The organism is Wolbachia endosymbiont of Litomosoides brasiliensis, from assembly GCF_013366805.1.
Taxonomy (GTDB): domain Bacteria; phylum Pseudomonadota; class Alphaproteobacteria; order Rickettsiales; family Anaplasmataceae; genus Wolbachia.
Genome location: NZ_WQMO01000002.1, coordinates 52,482 through 76,669, shown reverse-complemented (window position 1 = coordinate 76,669; position 24,188 = coordinate 52,482). Strand labels below are relative to the sequence as shown.

Here is a 24,188-nt window from a genome sequence, read left to right as displayed (position 1 = left end):
ACACTAATAAACTACTTGTCGTCAAATTTTGTAAAAGTTAAATTGACTGATTTTTTATATCGCTTAATATAATATTTACTTCAGAAAATAATTAGGTGTTCTATGTTATTGTTAGAAGTAGATCCAATATATAAACCTTTTAATTACCCTTGGGCGTACGATGCTTGGTTATAGCAACAAAAGGATACATTGGATACCAGAAAAAGCCCAGCTTGCTGATGATGTGAGGGATTGAAAGGTTAAACTTTCAAGTGAGGCATTATTCAAATATATTTAAACCAACGGAAATATGTATATTGCAGCCTATTCTTGTCTTTTAGACATAATTAGCATGCCAGAAAGTGAGTATCAAGCATTTTTAAAATATGATATTATGAGAAAGAAATGTGAATATATGCTAAAATTTGAGGAGGGCAGCAAAAAACATGATAAAAAACATGTGGCTAAAATCCTGGTAGTATTCGGTGCCTTTACCAAAGGATTGTAACTGTTTGCATCATTTGCAATTTTGCTCAATTTTCAACGCTTTAGAAAAATGAAAGGTATGGGACAAGTAATTGCCTAGTCAGCACATGACGAAGCCTTGCACACTAATTCGATTATTAATTTATTCAATACATTTATTAAAGAGAACAATGAAGTTTGGAATGATGAGTTCAAAGGAACTATATTCTGCATGTCGCACTGTCATTGGACTTGAAGATAAATTCATAAAGCTTGCCTTTGACTTAGGAACGTTGAAGGGCTATCTGCAGAAGAGGTGTGCAATTACATATGCTATATAGCAAATAGAGATTAACGCAATTGAGCTGAAGCCCATATATGATATTAATGGCAATTCCCTTCTGTGGCTTGATGGAACACTAAATGGTGTTGAACATACGAATTTCTTTGAAAATGGAGTAACAGAATATAGCTGTGCAGCGGCCCAAGGTGCGTGGGAGGAAGCTTTTGCTAAAGATGATGCTAACAAAAGAGCGCTAATTAGTCTCTTTGCGTTACCTGCTATAATCTGGTTGGTTGACATTTATACTTGGAACCTACGTAAACGGTGCTAAGCTGAGAACTAACAGTTCTATAAAATGAACTGACTTACATATTATTCATAGCATATAAAGTACTTATATGAATTTTATAATATAGGATAAACCTGAAAAAACTGTAAGATTGTAAGTATAAAAAGGAGTAAGGTGTTTGGTTTAAATTATTTAATGATGTGGGAATAGCAGTAATAATAGGAGCTATAGTAAGTATCTTAATAGATTTGCATTAATGCTAATTCTTACCTATTAGTGAGTCAAGTAAGTGACATTACAGAGTTGTTTAGTTGTGGAGTAAAAAGGAAAAGTAATAAATTTGTACAAAGCACCCTCAAGAAAACAAATTGTATTATAGACTTTATTACGCAAAATGTTCTCTCAATAGGATTGAGCTCTAGTGGGTATGGTGGTAAGTATAAAATCTCAATATTTTTATGTACCTTTAAATTTTTTGACTTATATCAACTAGCACAATTCATAACAAGATGAGCTAAAACTCTCTTCATTTCTGGGATTAACTATAGTGTGGAGGTAAAAATTCTGCCTGCCTAATTTTACTTTGATCTATGTTTTAACACCATTTTAAATCACCCGTGTCCAACTTTCGAATGTGTGCAAACCAAGATCCATCAGAGAAAAATAACTTTTGTTCAGGATACTTACTAATAGTCTCATTAAGTTTTTTTTTAACTCTCCCTGCTTAAATCTAACTTGTTCAAATTGCTCCGATTTAATCTAGTTTTTCTACAACGTTGAAGAGGAGAAAACAATTTTTCTTCTCTTCCAAATTTTGGGCACTTTAATGTAGTCAATGCTGTTCTTAAAATGCAACATATTTTTGTTACAGCTATTATACTGTACTTTTTTGCTGCAATTACAGCATTTAGTTTCTTTGCACACATGCGTTATTTTGCAGTTTCTTCAGCGTTTCTTTTGCTGATTTCACGACTTTTTTATACAATAATTTTGATTTTTATATCATTTAAACCTTGCTGTTTTACTTGCTTCAGTATGGCTTCTTTTCCATCATTGTCCATCCGTTCCTTGTACAGTAGGAATTGGTATTAGAACAAAGAAAACGCATATGTTAAAATCTACAGAAACGTGAAGTTACTGTTAGAAAACAGGTTAGGTATGAAGCTTAATATATTTTCTTTTTGCTAGATAAAATAAATATGCTACTACAAATAAGCGGATGCTTAATATTGATGCGTAGGAAAATTTAAGAGCTAAGCCTCTGATATATATTAATAAGCACTTGTCTGCAGAAAATTTACATAATAGCTCAAAATACGTAATGGTGCTATCAATGTATGAAGTCAATATCATCAAGCTAAAATCCTGCCGTTTAAGAATACAACATAATAATGTGCATGTTATTAGGCTATACGGTACATATTATTAATTTATTTAAATGTTGGGTAAAGAAAGGCTAATAAACAAAAGAATTGATAAAATAGACATAATTACCCGCCCAAATATAGTAATATACATTTATTCTAAGTAAACATTGCATATAGTAAAAGAATTATTTAGCATAATTAAAAAAAAATACTTAGACTAGTATATGCGATCTAAGTCTTTTACTTTTAAGATATCTCTAACATTTAGAACTTTCTCTTCTGTCACTTTACCAATACATGAATAGATTATACCTAAAAATTCTTCAAACCTCTTCTGGTTTTGTGATGCAATAGTAACAGAATTCTACTTTGTAATTCAAAAAATGTCATTTAGCGATTTTACGAAAACAATAGTCAGCCCTCCCAAGTTTTGGTGCAATTGTGGAAGCAACGATACTCTCTCTTATTGCTGCCTAGTTAAAACACTCATATACTTTCTGGCGTTCTTTGTATCAACTTTTGGCATATTGTTGTCGTCTATTCCACTATATAATTGATATTCAAATCTACCAAGTTCATTGTGGGTTATACCAAAAGCATATATATCAAGTCTCCCGGCATTTTCACGTCAAGCGATACTGCATTTTCAATATTTCTTATAATCTCAACTGCTGAGATGGGTAATAAAGGTGGTACAGAAATCATCACTTCTTTGCCATTTTTATTATATCCCTTACAGCTCTCTTTAGTTGCCACAGCCTTCTAGATTGTAAGCATTACACAGTAAAAATTGTCGGGCAACAGCTAGATGGTCTATATTTTCCCATGCGGCCTGCGGCTATATATTACGTATGGTAGTGTCAATTGCACATGCTGCCATATGATAAGTGTCGATTTCTCCATAACTTAAGCTAAATCCTTGAGATTTCATAATGCCTGTGCTCGAAGAAAGGATTGGCCCTTAAGACAACAGTTTTGCTGTACACTCTTCCCTTACTCTGCAGTGGTTTTGACACTGACAATCCTTGAACTTCATGGTTATGTTGCATTACTATGAACTCTTTGCTGTATATGTTTGGTCTGCTTAGCATTTCTTTTGCTTCAACTTCTCGGTTTAGTGTTATTCCAGCGTGTGACACTGGAGTAGCAGTAGTCTCTCTGAACCATAACTTTGTTTTAAAATGCATCTTAAGGGTTACTGTTATGCAAAAACTCAGTTTCGATATTTATTATTGGAGGGCGGAAGGGATTAGAATTGTTGACATGCCTGTACTATTACTCTCCGATTACGCTGACCTCACATCATGCTTTTCCATTGACACTGCTAAGGTCATTCTCTTTTGCAATTCTGATATCCATATTCCCCATGTAGCCATACCTAAAACGCATAATCTCTTTATTCTCATATAACTCCTCATGCGAAAAAATATACAATGTATAAATATATACCCTTTGTATTGAAAAAGATATAGTTAAGAAACTAATGCACTATTCAGATTTTTTATGTAACTATATTTACTATCTTATTTGGAACAACATATACAGCGCAAACTTTGCTTTGATTGATCTTATCAGATACAGAATTTATTGCTATTTGCTTTAATTCTTCTTGAGGTAAGTTAATTTCCACCTCAATTGTTGCGCGCAATTTTCCATTAATTTGCACTGCCACAGTCACCATATCATCAATCAGTAGTGACTTGGCAGCTTTTGGCCAAGGTTGCAGATATAGCATACCTTCGCCTTCTATTTCCCGCCATAAGCTTTCAGCCAGGTGTGGTATAAACGGTTCAATTACTCTAATTAATATACATATACCTTCGTCAATGAGAGATTTCCCATTTTTTATATCTATTTCAGCTATTAAGTTTGTAATCTCACGGAATTTTGCCACTGCACAGTTCAATCTGCAGTTTTCTAAGTCATCTGTAAGTCCGTGCAAGAGTTTGTGTATTTTTTTTCTATATTCTAGAGGGTTGCCCGTAACGTTTTTATTTGATGTCATTCTAGCATGTAATAGCATGTCTTCCTGGATCCCAGTGTCAGCTACTTGGTTGACAGGGGGTTGACTTGGGATGACAATAGGTTTGAGTTGCATTACCATGCGCCATAATTTATTTATATAACGGGAACAACCTTCCACGCCGTCATCAGACCATTCCATATCTTTCTCTGGAGGGGTGTCAGACAATACAAACAAGCGAGTAGTATCAGCACCGTACTTCTCTATGATAAAATTTGGGTCAACTGTATTCTTTTTTGATTTACTCATCTTCTCGACCTTTCCAACTTGGATCTTAGCGCCTTGTGCTATCAATCTTTTTGCTTCTTCAGGAAATAGCCATTTACCATTCTCATCTTTGTAAGTTACATGGCAGACCATTCCCTGAGTGATTAAAGTAGAGAAAGGTTCCTTAATATCAAAATAGCCACATTTGGTCAAAGCACGGCAGAAAAATCGTGAGTAAAGCAGATGCAAGATTGCATGCTCTATTCCACCTATATAATAATCAACAGGCATAAAACGATTACATGCATTCTCATTGATAGATTTATTCTCACTACAAAATGCAGCAAAATACCACGAAGATTCAAAAAAGGTGTCGAACGTATCAGTTTCACGCTCTGCTTGCTCTTTACATTTCGGACAATTAACAAACTTCCAAGTTGGATGCTTATCTAGCGGATTGCCGCCACTTGTAAATTCTATATCCGTTGGGAGAGTTACAGGAAGATCTTCTTCTGGTACTGGAACAGTACCACAATTTTCACAATATATAATAGGTATAGGACATCCCCAATAACGCTGTCTTGAAACTCCCCAATCATGCAAACGATAGTTTGTTGTTTTTTTACCTATTCCTTTTTCTTCAAGCTTTTTAACTATTACTTTTTTTGCCTCACTAACCGTTAGTCCGTTTAAGAATTCAGAGTTAAGCATTACTTCATTACCAGCATACGCTTCATTCAGATCATATGTCATACTGGTAGCTTGGCATTGGAATCCAGTGTTGTGAGAACCCTTGTTATACGCTGGAATGACATCCAAATGGGCTGAAAAAATAACCGGAATAATCGGCAAATCGTATTCCTGTGCAAATTCAAAATCACGCTGATCATGTGCAGGGCATCCGAAAATCGCTCCTTCTCCATATTCCATCAATACAAAATTCGCCACGTAAAGCGGTAATTCCTTGCCAAGAAACGGATGTTTGACGTTCAGTCCGGTGTAAATTCCTATTTTTTTGTTATCTTTCCCCTGTGTTCTTATGCTACTGATAAGGTTCTGTATTTCTTTGCTCTTAAGATCTTGCACAATGGAATGTTCTACTGCCACTGCACAAAAGGAAGCTCCAAATAAAGTATGGGGATGAGTTGTAAAAACCTTTAATTTCTTATTCAGGCCAACTATTTCAAACTCTATAGTTACCCCTTCAGATTTTCCTATCCAGCGCTCTTGCATTGTTTTGACCTTCTCCGGCCAATTCTTTAAGCCTTGCAAGCACTCAAGTAAATCTTCGGCAAAATCAGTAATCTTTAAAAACCATTGTGACAACTTACGCTTTTCAACAATTGCACCTGACCTCCACCCTCTTCCATCGACTACTTGTTCATTTGCAAGCACTGTCTGGTCTATTGGATCCCAGTTAACCCAAGACTCTTTTCGATAGACAAGTCCTTGCTTTAAAAAATCCAGGAAAAATTTCTGTTCGTGTTTGTAATAGTCAGGCTCACATGTAGAGAATTCGCGTTCCCAATTATAAGAAAGACCTATAGATCTCAATTGCCTACGCATATTATCTATATTCTCTTTTGTCCACACTGCAGGGTTAATATCGTTATCTCTTGCTGCGTTTTCAGCTGGTAATCCAAATGCGTCCCAACCAATTGGGTGTAAAACCTCAAACCCACAAGCTCTCTTGTAACGCGCTATCACATCTCCTATTACATAGTTGCGTAGGTGTCCCATATGAATTTTACCAGATGGATATGGAAACATTTCCAACACATAACATTTTCCTTGTTCATTATTTTTGCCAACAGAAAAATCCCACCTGTCTTGATAAAATTTTTCTACGTTTTTAAAGTCGTATTTCATACAAATCCAAATCTAATCGCAGTTCATATGCATCAAAGGATCGACTGCCTGGCCATTATGTCGTATTGTGAAGCACATCTGTGGGCCTTTATCTTGTGTACTTGACTTGCCTGCAGACCCAATCACTTGACCTTGCTTTACTTTATCACCAATTTGAATGTGTATGTTCTTTAAGTAGGAGTATACAGTTACGTAATTATCTTTGTGTTCCACTATAATTAAATTTCCATACCACCTCAGTCCTTTGCCTACGTATATCACTTCACCAGGGGCAGAAGCAATCACGTTTGTTCCACGTTGGGCAGCGATTTTTACTCCATCTTTACACACCTCATCAGAAAAGGCAGCTGAAATGATAGTACCTTTTACTGGCATTACAAATTTATAACTTACCTTGTTGACCGCTATATCTTGCGCGTTGTTGTTATATACCTCACTTATAGCAACTTTTCTACTTTCTTTTCGCACCGAAAAATTTACATCCTCTCTAGTTAAATGGTATTCCCTTGTACGTTCTAGGTCTCTCTTTCCATAAAATTCCTCGCCTTTAAGTAACACAAGTACAGGTTTTTGTACGCCACAGCTTACTAATATTGCTGATAACACAAAGAACGGGGCTATATGCCACATAAATTTATTTAGATAGCTCAGACTATATTAAATAGCATACTTTTTGGGTAATGAGATTTTTTTGTTCACTGATTTTAAGCTACACCTTATAGATTGGGCTAAAAAGTAAACTTACCGTTTTTTGTAGATAAAACATAAACAATACTGCTTGAGTTTTTTTTGCCTGCTCTAATTCACTCTTCAACAAAATCATCCCGCTGGGCATTGCTAATCACTAAATGATCTATTACACTTACACAAACAAAAAAATTGTCAATATCTTTGGAAGAGTGCATAAAGAATTTTTCACAATCTTCTGATCAATTAGCTAAGGCATTCTATTGAGGTCATAAATCAGGGTTAAATGTTCAATTTCCAGCTGTAACAAAGAGATGTACGTTAAAGAAAGTGTTATACTAGTTCCCGCTGTAGAGGAAACTGATAGATAATGATGGAGAAGAAGCCATGCTGAAGTAAGTAAAATAGCGAGTTTAAGTGGCGTTGAAATCAAAATTATTGGATGAAAAAGTTGTGGAATTAGCAAAAAAAATACTGAAGAAAATGCAAAATAATGCGTATGTTACAAAAAAAACAAATGCTGTAATTGTAGCAAAAAAGTACAGTATAACAGCTGTAGCAAAAATATGTTATATTTCAGAACAGACATGGATAAAGCACCAAGAAAACCATAATATTACCATTAAAGAAATGAGAATAAGAATCCAGAAGAGGTTTGGCTTGAATGTCAGCAAGTCTACAGTACACCAATATGTAAAAAACGAAGTTTTGATATTATTACGCCAAGATTAATTCACAATGAACAAGATAAAGGTAGACAAGAAGAATTTAAAAAAAGCTTAATGAGACTGTTGGTAATACAAATTATCATTGTTAATAAGTCAAATAAGTAACATTGCAGGGTTGTTTAATTGCAGATCGATTGTATTATAGACTTTATTGCGCAGAACGTTCTGTTAAATTTTTAACTTATACCCCAACTAGCGCAATTCATGACAAGATTGGCCTTGGCGTAATATATGGAACTTCATTTTTGCACATTACAGTACGCTGTAGACTTGCTGACATTCAAGCCAAACCTCTTCTGGATTCTTATTCTCATTTCTTTAATGGTAATATTATGGTTTTCTTGGTGCTTTATCCATGTCTGTTCTGAAATATAACATATTTTTGCTACAGCTGTTATACTGTACTTTTTTGCTACAATTACAGCATTTGTTTTTTTTGTAACATACGCATTATTTTGCATTTTCTTCAGTATTTCTTTTGCTAATTCCACAACTTTTTCGTCCAATTTGCTGATTTTAAGCAATATTATGCATAAAGTTAATATACTTCAGAATTCACTGTGAAACACCCTGCCACCAAAGTAAACAAAATGTCTGAGTTTGTAAGACTATTATAGCTAATTTAATCTTGCAGTAGCTAGCACCTTGCTAGTATGAACTGCTCAGCTTTAGAAACGTGAGATCACTGTCGAAAAACAGGTTAGACGTAAAGCTTAGTACACTTCTTTTTGCTAGAGATAAAATAAATGTACTGCTACAAATAAGTAAATACTTAATATTGATGCGTAGGAAAATTTAAGAGTTAAGTCTCCAAGTGTATATTAAATAGCCCAAAATACTCAACGATACTATCAATTACTGATACTGTGATTAAAGTAACGAAATTTGTTATATGGAACCAGAGCTTGGATTTCAATTTTTCAAAAATGATTACACTTGAGAAAGGGGACACTAAAATTGCAGTACACGAAGTCAATATTATCAAGCTAAAATCTTGCCATTTAAGAACACAATATACTATGCACGTTATTAGGCTATATATAGCTTTTCTCTTGCCATAAAACTCAATTATTAAATTTGTAACCAAAGCAATTCCTATAACTAAGACGACGCATGTTATTAATTTATTTGAATTGTTGAGTAAAGAAAGACTAGTAAACAAAAGAATTGATAAAATGAATATAATTGCCTACCTAAATTTAGCAATATACATTTATTCTAAGTAAACACTACACGTAGTAAAAGAATTATTTAGCATAATCAAAAAACACTTAGCTAGTATACCGCACGATTCTAAGTCTTTTAAATCTACTTTTAAAGTGTCCCTAATATTTAGAACTTTCTTCTCTGTTGCTTTACCGATACATAAAATAGACTACACCTTACTAAACAATTCTTCAACCCTCTTCTAATTGTGCAGTTAATCCTAGAAGTGGGGAGAGCTCTAGCTTATTTACACTGAATGTCAACACTAAATATATTTCTTGAACAAATGTAAGAAGCCTTTCTTGTCATGTATTATCCAGTTGGCATCAGCCAAAAAATTTAAAGGTACCTAAAAATATCGAGATTATATGCTACCACCATACTTACCTGAGTTCTCCCTTATTGAGAGACTTTAAAACAGAACATTTTGCATAATAAAGTCTATAATATAATTGATTTTCTTGAGAGCGCTCTTTCTCACTCTGCAATTAAACAACTCTACAATGTCACTTATTTGACCTACCAACAATGAGAATTAGTATTAATTATAAGTTTTGAGAAATTCACTAAATGGCGAAAAAGGCAAAAAGACCACAGGTTAATACCTATTTTTTATGTTTGAAATAATAGTCACAGCTCAGCTGCTTTTTATTACGACTAGCCTTTAGTTGTAAAGGCTTAAGAAACTTACTAGGCAGAAAATAAGGTAAAAGAAACCACTTATTAGATAATATTTACTCTCTAACAATGCAGGTTAACGTCCTACTTCCTTAAACACTTTTCAGCTTACACAGATAAAACCTAGGAATGTTGTGAAGACATAATGTGATACCCCATTGTTTTAGTCTGCGCAGATTGAAGATGACTGAATACCCTTACTATCCGTAATAAGGGGAACAGAGTTTGTTAAGTAGTTTTTTAGTCCCATTCTCCCTCTTTTTAAATTACAATGCTCGTACAGTTGTACACCAAACATTAGGTAATAAAGGATAACTTTAAAGAAGCCAATAATAATTAGCTACTTTTAACATCATTTAGCAAATTTCTTATTTTTTTTTTACTTTGCTAAAAAACCCTTCAGATTGCTGTTGTATACTTGCATTTTCCTCTTCTTCAAGTGCTTTTAATAGCTCAATTTGCTTTTTAGTTAAATTATTTGGATTTAAAGTCTCAACTATTACCTGTACATACAAATCACCACGAGTATGCGAGTTCATATAAGGCATACCCTTTTCCTTACAACGTAATTTAGTACTAGTCTGAGTACCTTCTGGAACTTTTACTTTTATTTTAGCTCCATCAATAGACTGAACATCAATTTCACCACCAAGCACTGCTAATGTCATTCTTATAGGAACTTTACAATGTAAATCCGCTTTATTCCTGGTAAAAATTTTATGTGGAGTAATTTTAACATATACGTATAAATCGCCATTTTTTCCATCTCTTACTCCAGCTTCTCCTTTACCGCTTACCCTTACCTTAGCGCCTTCTTCTATGCCCCTTGGAATTGAAACTGATATATTTACTCCATCTCTTCTGCGTCCACTTCCACCGCATTTCTTACATTTATTCTGTACTATTTCTCCTTCTCCATAACATGTAGTACATGTTCTTTCGATTGTAAAAAAGCCCTGCTGTGTTCTAATCTTACCACTTCCTTGACATGTATGGCACTGAGCTGGTTTAATTGCTCCTTCACTACCCGTACCTTGACACGTGTCACATTTTACGTTCGTGACGTAATGTATAGGTGCTTGTATTCCTTTAAATGCATCTTCTAAGGTAATTTCAAGATCATAGCGCAGGTCTGCTCCAGGTACTCCTGTTGTGCTTCTTTTTGCTTTTGATCTATTTGAGCTACCAAATCCTCCACCAAAGAAGTCATTGAATATGTCACTAAAATCTCCTGCAGGGCCAAAACCTTGGCTGAAATCAAACCCACCAGAAGCACCTTCGCGACCATAACGATCATAGCCTGCTCTTTTCTCAGAATCAGACAGAACTTCATACGCAGCTGTTATTTCTTTAAATTTTTCCTCTGCTTCTTTGTTGCCCGGATTCCTATCCGGATGATACTTTAACGCTAATTTCTTATATGCTTTTTTTATTTCATCAATACTAGCATTTCTACCTACTCCCAGCAGCTCATAGTAGTCTTTTTTACTCATATATAACGGTTCAGTATTTAACTTTTAAAGATAGGTATTGCATACATCAATTTCAAGTGTGGCCTCTGTTTCCTATGTAGACAAGAACATAGTGTACTAATAATACCAAAAGCAAATTCTTCCACAACCTTTGTGTTAAACAAGTAAAATTTGTCATATTTCATGCGTCTCAAGTGGTTGCATAAAAGTACTTACTAAGTTCAGAACTAACAGAAAAACTGAAGTAAACTTATGGAATAAAATTGAAATTTCAATCAGTCAGTGAAAAATCTTTGCCAGCACCAATTTAAACCAAGTTCTCTTATTTTATAGCCTAAGCCTGTAAAAGTGGGTGATGTGACACAGCGTAATATCATTAACATGGTAACAAGTAAAAATACGGCATTATGTACAATATAGCCAAAATTTTGTTTGTAGAGAGAAAGTATTGGGTAATTCACTTAACAAAGCTAACGCATTTTACCTTGTAGCTAGTTCTTTAGGTACTCTTGCGTTACTTGCATCTGTAATATTTGCTGCATTTTCTATGTACCTCTACCTCTAGCCTTTACTTTAGGCTATGTTATCTGTTTTAATAATTATACTTTCACGTAAAATAATTAGTAGTAATAGAGAAAGGAGGATTGAAAGAGATGAATTTACTAACAGCAGAGTAAGAACTAGAAAATAAAACAATTCTAGAAAAGGAAGCTAACATTAATATCATTATTAATAGCTCAAATAAGTGACATTGTAGAGTTATTTAATTGCAGAGAGAGAGGTAATAAATTTGCACAAAGCGCTCTCAAGCAAAGCAATTTTATTATAGACTTTATTACGCAAATGTTCTGTTTATATACAACTAAAGTATCTTAATAGGATTGATCAGGTGAATTGGTAGCAGGTATATAATCTCATGTTCAAGAAATATATTCATATAATCAGTGTTGACATTCAGTGCAAATAAGCTAAAATCCTCTCCATTCTTAGGATTAACTGCACTGTAGAGGTAAAAATTTTATTTACTCTGTGTTTTAACGTCCTTTTTAGATCATCAGTGTTCAACTTTCTAATGTGTACTAAACCGCGATTCATCAAAGAAAAATAGCTCTTGTTTAGGATACTTGCTAATAGTCTCATTAAGTTTTTTTAAACTCTTCCTGTCTACCTTTATCCTGTTAATTGCGAACTGGTTTTAGCGTAATATACGGAAACTCATTATGTAATATCATTGTCTATGTGATCTTTAAACCTTTTATAGAACCTCGCATCAGCACAAACAACATCTTCATTTTTTGCATATTATGGTGTACTGTAGACTTGCTGATATTCAAGCCAAATTTTTCTGGATTCTTATTCTTATTTCTTTAATGGTAATATTAGGGTTTTCTTGTATTCATACTTTAACTTATTTAAATTGACTCTGATTCAATCTAGTTCTTCTACGGCATTGAGACTACGCTTTTTTGCTGCAATTGTAGCAGCTAGTTTTTTTTGTAACACATGCGTTATTTCACACTTTTTTTAGCATTTCTTTTGCTGATTTTACAAGACTTTTTCATTTAATAATTTTGATTTTAACGCCACTTAAACCTCGCTATTTTGCTTACTTCAGTACAGCTTCTTTCCCATTATTGTTTATTCGTTTCTGATATAATAGGAATTAGCATGAGTTGCGCTTATTAAGCGTTTGAATAAGGGAACTCCATGTTTGAAAGTTAAATGTAAATAACTAGCTACTAGGGGGTTTCTTTGCTTTTTTTTAAATTACTGCTTTGCAATCTCCTAGCATTGCCACTTAAAAGAGAGTGTGTAGCACCTCAATGGATTTTATGATATGCTCAGGGGGAGGTGCAGTAATAGTGATTTTTTTATCATTTGGCAGCTTTAAAGATAAAGAATATGAGTGAAGGTGGATTTTACTTACTATGCCATCGACAAAAGCTTTTTTACCACCATATTTACCATCACCAAGAATAGGACAGTTTATATGGGCTAAATGTGCGCGCAACTGATGCGTTCTGCCAGTGATTGGTTGTAATTTTAAATAAGCAACCGATCTGGTTTCATTCCAGCGTTTGACGCTAGAGTCCAGCTTTTTGGTTGAAAATGTTGTGTAGTGCGCTTGTTTACAATCAATTTTGCTGGATCTCAGTGTCAAGGCACTGAGATGACAAGAAAAGGTACTGGGATAACAGGAGGAAAGGCCACTTGGATAATGCACTCCTAACAAACTCGAATTACAATGTTCGTATAGCTGTGTATTAGCTACTTGAATGATAGGACGTTGCACGAAAGGTTTGTTAAGTTTGAATTTTGCTATAATCGAAAAACGCGTAGCGGCATTCTGGGATGAATTTTCGTCAATGACCACTTTTTCTTGGCCTGAAACGTATTTCTTCATCAATGGGTAGTCTATTACTCCTCTATTCTTGCTTGGTATGCCAGAGGTTAATGCTAAGTAAGTTTTTTTTACTCTCCGTCCTTTGAATTCTTCCATAAGATATCTGGCAACATTAACATTGCGTGCAAATATTATTGCTCCACTTGTGTCTCTATCTAGTCTATGGACAATTTTAAGTGTTTCTCCCTCTCTAATTTGATCAAGCAAGTCACTAATACTAATCTTTACTTTTATACCACCTTGAACAATTACTCCTGCAGGTTTGTTAATGGCTAATATATATTCGTCCTCATATAATATGTTGCTTCTTAATAGCTCTACCAATTTTTCATTATGTTTGTAATCAGAATTAGTGTTTTCAATATAATCTAAGTATTTTATCATTATAATTTGTCCAGAGTTTACTCTGTCACTAGACTGAGCTTTGCGGTCATCAACTTTGATCAATCCCCTCCTTAAAGACTTCTCAATTGTAGATTGCTTTAAATTGGGAAAGACCCTTCTGATGTATCTGTCTAGCCTAACGTTGTTATCTTCTACTGATATGATTTTTATATTTTTCATTTACTTTATCTGAATAAATATCAGCGTCAGTTATTTGCGTGACATGGATAAAAGTATAGCACAAAATATACTCTGCAAAATCTTTTATTATTCTAATTCCACTGTGCAAGGAGCGGATAGGCAATAATGGGAAAGAAGTCGTGCTGAAGTAAGTAAAATAGTGAGGTTTAAATGGTATTGAAACCAAAATTATTGGATAAAAAAGTCTCGTGAAATCAGCAAAAGAAATGCTGAAGAAAATATAAAATAACGCATATGTTACAAAAACCCAGGTGCTGTGATTGCAGCAAAAAAGCACAGTATAACAGCCGTAGCAAAAATATGTTGCATTTCAAGAATAGCACTGACTGCGTGGATAAAGTACCTAAAATTTGAAGAGAAGAAGAATTGTTTGCTCCTCCTAACATTGTAGAGAAACTAGATTAAGTTAGAATCAATTTGAACAAGTTGGAGTATGGATATAAGAAAATTCTAATATTACCATTAAAGAAATGGGAATAGGAATCCAGAAAAATTTGGCTTGAATGTCAGCAAGTCTACAACACACCGTAATATGTAAAAAATGGAGTTTTCGTATACAATGAACAAGATAAAGGTAGGAAGGGAGAGTTCAAAAAAATTGAATGAGACTATTGGGTAAGTATCCTGAATAAGAGTTATTTTTCTTTAGTGAATTGCGGGTTAGCACACATTTAAAAGTTGGCACGGGTAGTTTAAAAGGGGCGTTAGAACACAGGGTAAAGTGAAATTAGGTAGAAAAATTTTCATCTCTACAGTATAGTTAATCCTAAAAATGGAAAGAGTTCTGGCTTATTTGCATAAAATGTCAACACTGATTATATGGATATGTTTCTTGAACAGATGTTACAATATTTAGAACACGAGAAGCCTTTCTTGTTGTGAATTGCGCTAGTTAGTATAAATTAAAAATTTAACAGAGCATTTTGTGTAATAAAGTCTATAATGCAATTGCTTTGTTTGAGAGTGTTTTGTGTAAATTTATTATCTCTCTTTACTCACTATACAATTAAACAGCTCTGCAATGTCACTTGTTTGACCTACTAACAATGAGAATTGGTATCAGCAAGTACGGTTTATAGCACTAGTTGATAATGTGGACAACAATATAAAAGACGTGAGGTACACACGTGCAAAAAATTAAACATGATGCATCAGGTACGTTAAGTTTTTTTTGTTGTTCAATCTGTACAGGGAAGATAAATAATTAGCTTCAGTTAACGTTTGGCAGATTTATAAACGTCAGTATATAGCTCATCAATGTTTGGCTCTTTACTATTTTTAGAAAAATCTTCTGACTTTTTCACTAAGTTACGCACTTCCTTATCAATTGCTTTACATTCTTCCTCTGAAGCAATTTTATTATCTATTATGCACTTCTTTAAAGTGCTTATAGGGTCATGATTTTGCTTCATATCTTCAACTTCTTCTTTCGAACGATAAGTAGCAGGATCTGACATCGAATGGCCGCGGTATCGATATGTCTTCATTTCAAGTAAAATAGGTCCTTTTCCGCTACGTGCGTGCTCAGCTGCTTCGCTTGTGGCTACATAAACAGGAAAGAAATCCATTCCATTAACTTGCTTTCCAAGAATACCAAAGCTTTCCCCTCTCTTATATAGCTCGGTTACTAAAGTTGATCTTTGCACGGAGGTTCCCATCGCGTACTCGTTATTTTCTATGATATAAACTACAGGCAACTTCCACAAAGATGCCATATTAAACGACTCATACACTTGCCCTTGACTTGCCGCACCGTCACCAAAATACGTGAACACTACGTTATCTTTTTTCTTGTATCTATTAGCAAATGCTATTCCCGTGCCAATTGGAACTTGTGCACCAACTATTCCATGCCCACCAAAGAATTGCTTTTTGACATCAAATATATGCATTGAGCCACCTTTGCCTTTTGAACACCCTGTTTCTTTGCCAGTTAGCTCTGCCATCACAACATCTGGATTGGAATCACATGCAAGCATTAAACCATGGTCCCTATAACTTGTGACAAAAGCATCACCAGGTCTTGATGCAGCATAAGTTCCAACTGCAACTGCCTCCTGTCCTATTGATAGATGACAAAATCCACCTATTAGTCCTATTCCATATAATTGCCCTGCCTTTTCCTCAAATCTGCGTATGAGTAGCATTTTCTTGTAAAATTCAATTACCCGCTCTTTAGTGAAATTTTCTGCTTTCATCTTGATTTCTTTTTCATTAAACTAAGATAATATCAGAAATTTTCACACCTTGTAACAATATCTACATGGATTATTATCGCTGGCTCGAGGCTTTTCATATTATTTTCATCATTGCATGGATGGCAGGTATGCTTTATTTGCCTAGGCTATACGTTTATCACGTAACTGTAAAGCCAGGATCGGAAAGTGATAGCTTACTTCAAACAATGGAAAGGAGACTTTTAAGGTATATTATAAACCCTGCAATGCTTTTTTCACTCAGCTTTGGAGTCATATTAATGATTATTAGGGAAGCGTATCATGAAGGGTGGTTTCATATAAAAGCACTGGCATTATTTTTTATGTTTGGTGTTCACAAGCTACTTGCAATGCACAGGAAGAAGTTTGTAATAGGTTCAAATGAAAAAACTCACGTTTATTTTCGCGTTTTGAATGAGATGGTCACGGTGTTGATAATAATCATAGTTATTATGGTTGTTGTGAAACCTTTTTAACAGATACTGTTTTTATAAAATATGTTTGTCAAGAAAAAGCCAGAAACAATGAAAGAAAAGTTAATATACTACTTTAGTCAGAACAAGTGTGAAGGCAATGCAGAAATGAAAAATCTGCTGGGAGGAAAGGGAGCAAATTTAGCAGAAATGTGCAACCTTGGCATTCCCGTTCCACCTGGTTTTACAATTTCTACTTCTGCTTATAAAAATTATTACCAAAGTAATGGACTATCTGCTAACTTATGTAGCGTAATCAGAGAATATATGGCAATGCTCGAAAATGATATCGGTTGTAAATTCGGAGATTCAAATAATCCCTTGTTAGTTTCAATACGTTCCGGTAGTGTTAATTCAATGCCAGGTATGCTCGATACAATTTTAAACGCTGGCTTAAACGATACAACTGTTATTGGTCTTGCAAGAAGAAGTGGAGAACGTTTTGCTTACGATAGCTACTGTCGTTTTATCATGATGTATTCCAATGTTGTGTTGGAACTCGACCACCATTTATTTCAAAGCGTTATTGATAAAGAACAACAAAAAAATGGAGCAAAAAGTTTAGCTGATCTTAATGTTGATGTCTTAAAGAGGATTGTTCATGATTTCAAAAAGATAGTACATAGAAAAACAGAGAAGCATTTTCCGCAGAACGTTGAAGAGCAGCTGCTAAGCTCAGTGAATGCAGTATTCGCTTCTTGGCAAAATGATAGAGCTGTTTCCTATAGAAAAATACATAATATTCCTGAAGACCTTGGAACTGCAGTTAATATACAAGCAATGGTTTTTGGTAATCTGAATAATAATTCAGCAACTGGTGTAATATTTACACGTAATCCTTCAACTGGAGAAAAAAAATGTTTTGGCGAATTTTTGGTCAATGCTCAAGGTGAAGATGTGGTTTCTGGTGTTTATACTCCTATACCGATTAATGGGGAGCAAGAAAACACCATGGAAAAGCTGATGTCAAGCGTTTATCAAGAATTATGTGAGATATGTAAAAAACTTGAGGCGCACCATAAAGACATGCAAGATATTGAATTTACTGTGCAGGGTGGCAAGTTATGGATTTTACAAACTAGGTCTGGCAAGCGTACAGCTGAAGCTACTGTTCACATAATAGTTGATATGGTGAACGAAGGAACGATTACAAAAGAAGAAGGAATACTAAAAATTGATCCAAAAACTTTTGATAATTTGTTGCATCCAGTCCTTGAAGCTAAGGGCGATCAAAAAGTAATAGGGAAGGGACTACCAGCTTCTCCAGGCGTTGCTTCAGGATATGTAGCTTTCAGTGCAAATGATGCAGAAAAAGCTGCAGAACAGGGCAAAAAAGTAATTTTAGTAAGATCAGAAACAAGCCCGGAAGATATCAATGGAATAAACGCTGCAAGTGGTATAATAACAGCACGAGGAGGGATGACTTCACATGCTGCAGTTGTGACCCGCGGGATGGGTAAGCCATGCATTTGCAGTGTAAATGGACTTTATATCGATAAAAAAGGAAATTTCTTTTCTGTAGGAGATACAACAGTAGATAAAGGTGAACCAATAACCATCAATGGAGGAACAGGTGAGGTTATGCTTGGCATCCTTCCCACAATTTTACCTGAGTTATCGCAAGAGTTCAAGACGATAATTAACTGGATAGATGAAACTAAAACAATTAAAGTGAGGGCGAATGCTGATACTCCAAAAGATGCAAAAATTGCTAAAGAATTTGGTGCTGAAGGCATAGGTTTATGTCGTACGGAGCATATGTTTTTTGCTAGCGACAGGATTGAGTTCATTCGAAGATTGATAATAGCCGACGACAAAGCTGAAAGAGCAAGTGCATTAAGCAAGTTAGAGGGAATGCAAAAGTCCGATTTCAAAGAGATATTTTCCATTATGGTGGGCATGGAGGTTACTATACGTTTACTTGATCCACCTCTACATGAGTTTTTACCTAGTAATCAGTCCACTATAGAAAAAATCGCTAAATCACTAAATAAGTCAATTGAATCAGTAAAAAACAAAATAGCACAGTTATCAGAAAAAAATCCAATGCTTGGCCACAGAGGCTGCAGGCTCGCCATTTCTCATCCTGAAATATATAGTATGCAAGCTAGAGCAATATTTAGTGCCATGGATGAGCTAAAGAAGGAAAAAGAGGTAGAGGTTAAACCAGAAATTATGATTCCTTTTATCATGAACGAGAAAGAATTTATTTTGATATGTGAGTTATTAAAGAAAGAGGCCGAAAATTTCGATGTGAACTATTCAGTTGGAACGATGATAGAGCTACCGCGGGCAGTACTGATTGCTGATAAGTTAGCAAAACACGCAGAATTTTTTAGTTTTGGCACTAATGATTTAACGCAAACAACTATGGGGCTCTCAAGAGATGATTCAGTCAATTTCCTCAATTCTTACAAAGAAAACAATATATTTGAAAATGATCCATTTGAGGTGCTAGATATCGAAGGGGTAGGGGAGTTAATTAAAATAGCTATCAAAAAAGGCAAAAAAACCCGAGAAGAACTTAAACTTGGTATATGTGGAGAGCACGGAGCAGATCCAAAATCCATAGAATTTCTCATCAAATTAGGGGTGGATTACATCTCATGTTCACCTTATAGAGTACCGATTGCAAAGCTAGTGGCAGCACAGAAATCTAAGTGTGCTGGGTAAAGCGGAAGACAATAACAAATGGTGCTATTCTAGCACATACTGCACGAATTACAATATTTAGGAGTAAGTGTGGTACCAGGAGTGCAAAAAAAACACTTAACAAACCTTGCTAGCCTCATTACTTCAATGATAAAGTTGTTTTACAATAGCTTAGTTGTTGTATTGTTTACTCCGTAAAGTTTTTTTTCTACTAGTGTTTACGTCAATTCTACTATATGCTGGTGTCTGTTATCTAAAATAATTTTCTTTCTTAAGCGCTTTCTACTCCCCTTTTTATAATCTTTAACCATTAATAAACCGTTCATTGTGTATCTCCTATAATAATAAATTAGCTTTTTAAGCAAAATATTTAATAAACTTCTTGAATGATAGGTATGTATAAGAACTTGACTTATGTGCTTTGTGCTCCTAGAATTTTTATTTTTAACCCTACTTATAATGTCAATAACGATATTAAGTGTGTTTCAAATAGTATTGGTTGTTATGTTAGTAATTTTGGTACTCTTACGGCCACCAGGAAATAGCTCACTAAGTGGCTTTAGTAATTCGCAGCAAGGACTCAATTCGATAATTCCAGTAAAATATTCTGCAAATCCGCTTAGCAAAATAACAGCCATAGTTGTTGGGTTATTTATTATGAATACATTACTATTGTCAGGATTGTGTTCAAAAGATGTACATAAAAAATCAATAGCAGAGAAAATTATATTGGAGAAACAACAAAAAAATGAATCTACTTTTGTTCCATTTGAAAATTAATGAAAGAAGCTAAATTTATCTTTGTAACGGGTGGAGTTGTTTCATCACTCGGCAAAGGTTTGGTTGCTTCAAGTATAGGTGCACTTCTTCAAGCTCACAGCTTTAAAGTCCGCATCAGAAAACTTGACCCGTATCTAAATATTGATCCTGGAATGATGAGTCCAACTCAGCATGGAGAAGTATTCGTTACTGAAGATGGTGCTGAAACTGATTTAGATCTTGGGCACTATGAGCGTTTTACGGGAATTAGAGCAACCAAAGATGACAACATAACAACTGGCAAGATATATTATGAATTATTGAAAAAAGAAAGGTGTGGTGATTATCTTGGCAAAACTGTGCAAGTCATTCCTCATGTAACGGATTTAATCAAGTCATTTATTTTTAATGGTACGGAAGGCTTGGATTTTGTAATATGTGAAATTGGTGGGACTGTAGGTGATATTGAAAGCCAACCTTTTTTGGAAGCCATACGTCAAATTGACTATAAACTCGGAAAGCAAAGAGTTATCCTTGTTCACTTAACCTTGGTACCATATCTTGCTGCAGCACAGGAATTAAAGACAAAACCAACACAGCATTCAGTCCGAGAGCTAAATTTTGCAGGGCTGCAGCCAGATATTATATTATGCCGTAGTGAAAAAGAAATTTCTGGTAATCAAAGAGGGAAAATAGCCAACCTTTGCAACGTTTCTTTATCTAATGTAATACCCGCTCCTGATGTAAGCCATATATATGAACTACCTGTCTTATATAGTCAATATGGACTTGGTACACAAATTTTGGAACATTTTCATTTAAGTAAACCAAAACCAAGTCTAACTGAGTGGGATCAAATAGTGCATTCTATGAGGCATCCAATGCAGGAAGTTACCGTGTCTATAGTAGGGAAATACACTGAATTTCCTGACACGTATAAGTCACTAATTGAGGCGTTAAATCATGGTGCAATTAGTAATAGAGTCAGAGTAAAAATAAATTGGGTTAACTCAAGAGAGGAGAGTGAAAAACCTATAAATAAAGAGCTTATGGAGGATAAGTTGAAGAATTCTCATGCAGTTCTTGTTCCAGGGGGGTTTGGGGATAATGGAATAGAAGGTAAAATGTTAGCAATAAATTACGCTCGCATAAATAATATCCCATTTTTTGGAATATGCCTTGGTATGCAGCTTGCGGTTATTGAATTTGCTCGCAATGTTATTAAGTTTGAAGATGTACACTCTGAGGAGTTTTATACCTGTAAACACCCAATCGTTAAGCTGGTTGGTAATAAAAACGCTGATCTTGGTGGAACCATGAGGCTTGGAGCATACAAATGTAATATAAGCCTAAATTCCAAAATGGCAGATGTATATAGAGATGCTATTGTTTCGGAAAGGCATAGACATAGATACATAATTAATTTAGATTATAAAGATGATTTAGAAAAAAATGGACTGATATGCAGCGGCATGTCAGAAGATAAAACATGTATAGAAGCAGTGGAGTTAGAAAATCACCCATGGTTTATCGGTGTTCAATTTCACCCGGAGTTCCAATCGAAGCCGTTTTCTCCTCATCCTCTTTTTATATCATTTGTTAAGGCAGCGGTTAATAGAATTTAAGAAGAAGATTAACAAAGGAAAGTGTTTAAATGCCAATATATGAAGCTTGCTATAGAGCAAGCTGAGCTTGCCAAAAAAAATGATGAGGTCCCCATAGGAGCTGTGATAGTTAATGGAGATGATATCATTTCTTTTGCACATAATATATCCAGCGATCCGACTGCACATGCAGAGATGTTGGTGATCAGACAAGCATGCGAATTACTTTCGACACCAGCACTTTGTGACGCTGACATGTACGTAACATTAGAACCATGTCCGATGTGTGCTCAAGCTGTCTCATTTGCAAAAATTAAACGGTTGTATTTTGGAGCTTATAATTCAAAAGGTGGAGGAATTGAAAATGGTGCTAAAATATTTCAATTTTGCAGCCACGTACCTGAAATTTATGGTGGGATATTAGAAACAGAGTGCTCTTTTTTGTTAAAAGATTTTTTTGAGAAACTGAGAGACCATACCAATTGTCATTAGATTTCTTGTATAGCCATGTACCTAGTAGCATTTTACCCGCGTTATACTAATCCTCAGTGATTATGTTGCAGACTTTATTACGCAAAATGTTCTGTTTTATATGCAACCTCCGGTAAGTATGGTAGTAGGTATATAATCTCATTTTTAAGTGCCTTTAAATTTTTTGACTTGTGTCCACTAGTACAACCCATGTAGGCTTAACTTAACGTGTGTAGTTTATACTAGAATTTTTACCAATCAAATTTTTTATCTTGTGATTTTATTTGCAGTATTGCTATCAGACTGATCAATAAGCAGAAGATTATATAAAGCCCAGCGACAAAATTTATTTGAGGGAATGTTATAGTAAACCAAGTGCATATCATGGGAGTAAATCCACCATGCAAGGCAAAAGAAATATTGCGTGATAAACTCACTCCACTAAATCTAACATTGGTAGGGAAGAGTTCAGATGCAACTATTCCTATGGGATTAATACCCCTTTCTATTATAGAGAGAGCCATTACACTCAACATAATTATAAGGTAACTTTTATAGTAATATGCAATAGATAACATAGGACAACATAGTATCATCGTAATTACTATAAATAAGATTGCAGTGCGCTCTTTTCCTACTCTATCCACTAACATTCCGAGCGCTATTGAAGATATTGGTATTAATATACTGGTTATAATTAACACAATTTCGTTGACATATGTTGTTACATAAGTCTCGACTGGTACTATTTCTTTTGCAATTGTTCGAAGAAATATGGTAAATCCAACAGCAACATTAACAGGTACAGATATTAAGACAGCAAGTATTAGAGCTCTCTTATAGCGCTTTATAAGTTCTATTATTGGTAAATTAGGCAAATTTCTTTGTTCTCGATTTTTTTCATATGCTGGGGTTTCTCCTAATGTGTATATACTATATGCACTCATTAATCCTAAAATGGCCGAAAAAGTAAACGGCATTCTCCAACCCCAAGCGTTAAAATCAGTAGTTTTTTTGCATATGATCACTATCACGACAGAAAGCAGGACACCAATGGAGCGACCAAAACTTATTATTCCAAAAAACATTCCTAGTTTTTTCTTATTGGATAAATGCTCTATGAGGTAAACAGAACTGCCTCCTTGTTCAGCGCCTAGTGCAATACCTTGTGTTACATGGATTGCAAGAAGCAATATAGTAGAGGTTATACCTATTCGACTATAGCCTGGAATAAACGCGACAAGACTAGATGAGATCGATATTAGCAAGATAGCAATCGTTAGTGCCATTCTCCTTCCATGCCTATCACCGATGTGACCAAATGCAGATGCACCAAGTGGCCTTACCATAGCACCCAGCCCTGCAATTCCAAACAATTGCAGTATATTATAGTAGACGTCTTTTGCAGAACAAAACTCTCTACTGATTATGTTGACTAGATCAATAAAGAGCATGTGATCATACCATATTGCAATTCTACAGAGTATTGTTGATATCAATGCTCTTGTTTGCTGATTGCACACTAAATTTAACTTGTAAATGTTTGCTTACTTTATTGTGACTGCTTTTTGGGGTTTAGTAAAGCTACAACCTGGATGTATGGATTTGACTTTTTTATTATAGTATGTGATAATTAAAATGTTATTAAATTTAGTGATAAAGCTATAATGGATATAGCCTGAGGTAGTGCCTTGTTGCTATAAATGTATAGGCATCCCAGTACTTCTTTCTTGTTGTTCAAGTGCCTCCTTCTCGCGTCATTCTAACGCGT

Annotated in this window: 13 protein-coding genes and 6 pseudogenes; 9 read left to right on the top strand and 10 right to left on the bottom strand. The window is 34.8% G+C overall.

Going from position 1 to position 24,188, the window contains the following annotated elements; genetic code table 11:
• Positions 1 to 102 precede the first annotated feature (102 nt).
• Together GO684_RS00860 and GO684_RS05935 are read left to right on the top strand one after the other, a co-directional pair.
• Positions 103 to 1,058, top strand: a pseudogene (locus GO684_RS00860) (ribonucleotide-diphosphate reductase subunit beta).
• Between the two features lie 234 nt (positions 1,059 to 1,292).
• Complete coding sequence (locus tag GO684_RS05935) at positions 1,293 to 1,529, top strand: hypothetical protein (protein ID WP_410543305.1); 237 nt, start codon at positions 1,293 to 1,295, stop codon at positions 1,527 to 1,529.
• A 197-nt stretch (positions 1,530 to 1,726) separates the two neighbouring features.
• On the opposite strand, the gene GO684_RS05930 is transcribed toward GO684_RS05935, so the two are convergent.
• The 4 genes and pseudogenes from GO684_RS05930 to GO684_RS00835 form a co-directional block, all read right to left on the bottom strand.
• Entirely contained in the window at positions 1,727 to 1,942 is a 216-nt protein-coding gene (locus tag GO684_RS05930) for a hypothetical protein (protein WP_410543304.1), read from the bottom strand.
• 658 nt (positions 1,943 to 2,600) lie between these two features.
• A pseudogene (locus GO684_RS05015) lies at positions 2,601 to 3,762 on the bottom strand (phosphoribosylformylglycinamidine synthase); the annotation flags it as partial.
• A gap of 122 nt (positions 3,763 to 3,884) precedes the next feature.
• Entirely contained in the window at positions 3,885 to 6,482 is a 2,598-nt protein-coding gene (leuS, locus tag GO684_RS00840) for a leucine--tRNA ligase (protein WP_175938177.1), read from the bottom strand.
• A gap of 12 nt (positions 6,483 to 6,494) precedes the next feature.
• Positions 6,495 to 7,112, bottom strand: coding sequence for a murein hydrolase activator EnvC family protein (locus tag GO684_RS00835; RefSeq protein ID WP_175938176.1), 618 nt, complete (start codon positions 7,110 to 7,112; stop codon positions 6,495 to 6,497).
• 474 nt (positions 7,113 to 7,586) lie between these two features.
• On the opposite strand from GO684_RS00835, the pseudogene GO684_RS00830 reads away from it, so the two are divergent.
• A pseudogene (locus GO684_RS00830) lies at positions 7,587 to 7,963 on the top strand (winged helix-turn-helix domain-containing protein); the annotation flags it as partial.
• Positions 7,964 to 8,241: 278 nt separating this feature from the next.
• On the opposite strand, the pseudogene GO684_RS05925 reads toward GO684_RS00830, so the two are convergent.
• The 4 genes and pseudogenes from GO684_RS05925 to GO684_RS00815 form a co-directional block, all read right to left on the bottom strand.
• Positions 8,242 to 8,424: pseudogene (locus GO684_RS05925) on the bottom strand (IS630-like element ISWpi10 family transposase); the annotation flags it as partial.
• 1,725 nt (positions 8,425 to 10,149) lie between these two features.
• The gene (gene dnaJ / locus GO684_RS00820; protein ID WP_175938173.1) at positions 10,150 to 11,274 is read right to left on the bottom strand and encodes a molecular chaperone DnaJ; all 1,125 of its coding nucleotides are present in this window, start codon (positions 11,272 to 11,274) and stop codon (positions 10,150 to 10,152) included.
• 1,051 nt (positions 11,275 to 12,325) lie between these two features.
• Positions 12,326 to 12,649 (bottom strand): annotated as a pseudogene (locus GO684_RS05920) (hypothetical protein); the annotation flags it as partial.
• 402 nt (positions 12,650 to 13,051) lie between these two features.
• Complete coding sequence (locus GO684_RS00815) at positions 13,052 to 14,221, bottom strand: RluA family pseudouridine synthase (protein ID WP_175938172.1); 1,170 nt, start codon at positions 14,219 to 14,221, stop codon at positions 13,052 to 13,054.
• Between the two features lie 171 nt (positions 14,222 to 14,392).
• Between GO684_RS00815 and GO684_RS05915 the strand changes: the two are divergent.
• Positions 14,393 to 15,286: pseudogene (locus tag GO684_RS05915) on the top strand (transposase).
• 170 nt (positions 15,287 to 15,456) lie between these two features.
• Here GO684_RS05915 and pdhA read toward each other — a convergent pair.
• Positions 15,457 to 16,440, bottom strand: coding sequence for a pyruvate dehydrogenase (acetyl-transferring) E1 component subunit alpha (gene pdhA / locus GO684_RS00810; protein WP_175938171.1), 984 nt, complete (start codon positions 16,438 to 16,440; stop codon positions 15,457 to 15,459).
• 65 nt (positions 16,441 to 16,505) lie between these two features.
• Here pdhA and hemJ point away from each other — a divergent pair, with 65 nt between their 5' ends.
• The 5 genes from hemJ (at position 16,506) to GO684_RS00785 (ending at position 22,438) form a co-directional block, all read left to right on the top strand.
• Positions 16,506 to 16,934, top strand: a complete 429-nt coding sequence (gene hemJ / locus GO684_RS00805; protein WP_175938170.1) for a protoporphyrinogen oxidase HemJ — start codon at positions 16,506 to 16,508, stop codon at positions 16,932 to 16,934.
• A gap of 48 nt (positions 16,935 to 16,982) precedes the next feature.
• On the top strand, positions 16,983 to 19,604 hold the full coding sequence (gene ppdK, locus GO684_RS00800; RefSeq protein ID WP_175938192.1) for a pyruvate, phosphate dikinase: 2,622 nt from the start codon (positions 16,983 to 16,985) through the stop codon (positions 19,602 to 19,604).
• Positions 19,605 to 20,042: 438 nt separating this feature from the next.
• Complete coding sequence (gene secG / locus GO684_RS00795) at positions 20,043 to 20,363, top strand: preprotein translocase subunit SecG (protein WP_175938169.1); 321 nt, start codon at positions 20,043 to 20,045, stop codon at positions 20,361 to 20,363.
• The gene (locus GO684_RS00790; RefSeq protein ID WP_175938168.1) at positions 20,363 to 21,967 is read left to right on the top strand and encodes a CTP synthase; all 1,605 of its coding nucleotides are present in this window, start codon (positions 20,363 to 20,365) and stop codon (positions 21,965 to 21,967) included. The genes secG and GO684_RS00790 overlap by 1 nt, the downstream gene beginning before the upstream one ends.
• A gap of 39 nt (positions 21,968 to 22,006) precedes the next feature.
• Positions 22,007 to 22,438 (top strand): nucleoside deaminase, encoded by a 432-nt coding sequence (locus tag GO684_RS00785; protein ID WP_175938167.1) that lies wholly within the window; start codon positions 22,007 to 22,009, stop codon positions 22,436 to 22,438.
• Positions 22,439 to 22,668: 230 nt separating this feature from the next.
• On the opposite strand, the gene GO684_RS00780 is transcribed toward GO684_RS00785, so the two are convergent.
• On the bottom strand, positions 22,669 to 23,940 hold the full coding sequence (locus GO684_RS00780) for an MFS transporter (protein WP_175938166.1): 1,272 nt from the start codon (positions 23,938 to 23,940) through the stop codon (positions 22,669 to 22,671).
• Between the last annotated feature and the right edge of the window lie 248 nt (positions 23,941 to 24,188).